This is a genomic window from Kribbella sp. (assembly GCF_035655035.1).
Taxonomy (GTDB): Bacteria; Actinomycetota; Actinomycetes; order Propionibacteriales; family Kribbellaceae; genus Kribbella.
In genome coordinates this window covers 1-2,562 of sequence record NZ_DASRVN010000038.1, presented here as the reverse complement: position 1 = coordinate 2,562, position 2,562 = coordinate 1, and the positions used below count along the sequence as shown (strand labels likewise).

Genomic DNA, 2,562 nt, shown 5'->3' with positions numbered 1-2,562 from the left:
GCGTACGGCCGCGTCACCGGCCACCCCGGTCTGTACGTCACCGACGGCTCGCTGATCCCCGGCTCGCTGGGCGTCAACCCCTTCGTCACCATCACCGCCCTGGCCGAACGCAACATCACCCGCCTACTCGCGACGGAGCTGAAGCCCTAGGCCTCCGGCCGAGCGCAGCTTCAGTGCCGTGGCAACCGATCGGCCAGGGCCGTGAGGGACGGGGCCCTGCCCAGCTCGATGTGCGAGTAGGCGAGAGCCTCGGCGAGCTCGGCGTTGCCGGCTTCGATCGCGGCACACAGTTCATGGTGTTCCCGGCACTGGGCGGCCGGATCACGATCGCTGGTAAGGGCGAACAGCCAGCGGATCCGGCCGACCAGCGGTGCCATCGTCTGACCGAGCAGCCGGTTGCCCGACAACGTCACGATCTCCAGATGCAGCGCGGTGTTCGCCTCCCGGATCGCCTGGACGTCGCCGGCCTCGGTCACCCGGTCGGCGGTCGCCATCAGCTTCCGCAGCCGCTCCGTCGACGCCCCGCCCCGAACCCGCTCGGCCGCGAGCCGCGTCGCCAGCACCTCCAGGCTCAGCCGTACGTCGAACAACTCGTCGATGTCCTCCAACGTCAACTGCCGCACCACCGCACCCCGCCGCGGCTGCGTCACCACCAGCCCCTCGGCCTCGAGCTGCGCGATCGCCTCCCGTACCGGCACGCGCGAGACCTGCAGCTCCGCGGACAACTCGCGCTCCCGCATCCGGCTGCCGATCGGGTACCGGCCGCCGATGATCCCCTCGCGAAGTGCCAGATAGGCACGATCCGCGAGCGACAGATCCTCACCATCAGAGGCAGCCGCCATCATCACCGCAGCCTCCCGTCCGATCAGTACTCCGCGGCTGGCATCGTACTGCGCACTCACCTACCAACGCCGTGTGGCAGCGTTCGAACGTCCTTGAACAGCAGTGAACCCCAGGCCGCGGCACCGTAGACGATCGCCGCGGCCAGGGTGACGGGCCGGGCGCCGAAGTGGTCGGCGAGCGGGCCGGCCGCGAGTGTTCCGGCTGGGATGGCGATGAACGAGAGCAGGTCGTCGATCGACGCGAGCCGGGAGAGGACGCCGCGGGCGACGTGTTCCTGCAACGAGGTGTCCCAACTGATCCCGGAGATCGAGAAGCCCACTCCGGCAGCGAAGGCAGCTGTCAGCACCCACACCGGTCCCGCTCCAAGGCCGAGCGCCACGAGCGGCAGCGCCCCAAGAGCACTCAGCAGTTGACCGGTACGCAACAGGTGCCGGAGGACCAGGCGATACATGAGCGCACTCATCACCAGCAGTCCGACGCCGCGGGCGCTCAGCGTGAAGCCCCACAGCTTCTCCCCCGTGAGCGGCGGCCCGAGTACCTGCCACACCCCGGTCTGCGCGAGGTTCATCACCGCGGACGACAGCGTCACGGCCCAGACCCATCGGATACTGCTGAACTCCCGCCAACCCCGCCGTACGTCGCTGAGCACCGGGCCCGTCCGTACCGTCATCGGAGCCGCGACGCGCAGCCGACCGAGCAGCAGCGCCGCCAACAGGTAGCTGACCGCGTCCACGGCGATCGTCGGCCCGCTCCCGAGCGTCGCGACCAGCACGCCGGCTACCGCCGGGCCGACAATCTTGGTGGCATTCCGGATCGAGCTCAGCAATGCATTCGCCTGCCGGAGCTGATCCTTCTCCACCAGATCAGCCACCAACCCCCGCAGCGCAGGCGAGGTGAACGCGTCCAGAACCCCTCCGGCCGCGCTCAACGCACAGACCGCCGGCAAGTTGTAGTTGTGAGTGATCAGCAGTACGGCGACCGCGCCCTGAGCACACGCCCCACCCAGATGCGCCGCAACAAGCACCGCCCGTCGCGGAAACCGGTCAGCGACCGCGCCGCCCAGCAGCACGAAGCAGAGCATGGGCACCATCCGCGCCGTCAGTACGACCCCCAACTGCGTCGGATCCCCCGACGCCTCCAGCACCGCGAACGCCAACGCCACCGGCGCCATCGATCCGCCCAGCAACGACACCAACCGCCCACCGGCGAAGTAACGGAAGGCCGGACGGCGCAGCGGCGAGGACACCTGCGCAAGAATGCGGGCTGGTCCCCGGCGTCGCGAGTCTTTCGCGAGGAGGCGAAAGTTGACCCTGCTCAGACTGAATCCGTTGGCACTGTCGCGGTCCCGATTCGCCTTGTCCCCGCTCGCAGAGACAATCGCCACAACGATCCTCCTCCGCCACGCCCACACCCGCCCCCGGCACCCCACCCCGGCCCAACTCCCCGCCCCGGTCCATCTCCCCGCCGGGGGCCTCCTCCCCACCCCGAGCTATCTTCCTGCCGGGCAGAGGTTGTTCGGCGGGCGGGACCCGTTCCTGCGTGGGCTGGTGGATCTGCTCGCGCACACGAAGTGGCTGCCGGACGTCGTCGCGCTCCCGCCCGGCGGCGGCATGGGTACGACGCTGGCGTCCGAACTCGAGCCGATCCGCGCGATGACCGACGCCGAGATCCGCGCCGGATGCGAGGTAGCGGCGCAGTACAGCTGGATCGACCAGGACC

At 69.7% G+C, this 2,562-nt stretch carries 4 protein-coding genes; 2 read left to right on the top strand and 2 right to left on the bottom strand.

Annotated elements, in window-relative coordinates; all coding sequences use genetic code 11:
- On the top strand, positions 1-150 hold a 150-nt coding region (locus tag VFF46_RS02660; RefSeq protein ID WP_325035372.1), incomplete at its 5' end, for a GMC oxidoreductase.
- Positions 151-170: 20 nt separating this feature from the next.
- Here VFF46_RS02660 and VFF46_RS02655 read toward each other — a convergent pair.
- Both VFF46_RS02655 and VFF46_RS02650 read right to left on the bottom strand, forming a co-directional pair.
- Positions 171-902, bottom strand: coding sequence for a GntR family transcriptional regulator (locus tag VFF46_RS02655; protein WP_325035371.1), 732 nt, complete (start codon positions 900-902; stop codon positions 171-173).
- Positions 899-2,227 carry an MFS transporter gene (locus VFF46_RS02650; RefSeq protein WP_325035370.1) on the bottom strand — a complete coding sequence of 443 codons (1,329 nt, stop codon included), beginning with the start codon at positions 2,225-2,227 and terminating at the stop codon, positions 899-901. Before VFF46_RS02650 ends, VFF46_RS02655 begins: the two co-directional genes overlap by 4 nt.
- Here VFF46_RS02650 and VFF46_RS02645 point away from each other — a divergent pair.
- Positions 2,148-2,562 (top strand): hypothetical protein (locus tag VFF46_RS02645; protein WP_325035373.1); only part of this gene is annotated, 415 nt, incomplete at its 3' end. The two genes, VFF46_RS02650 and VFF46_RS02645, sit on opposite strands and share 80 nt — an antisense overlap.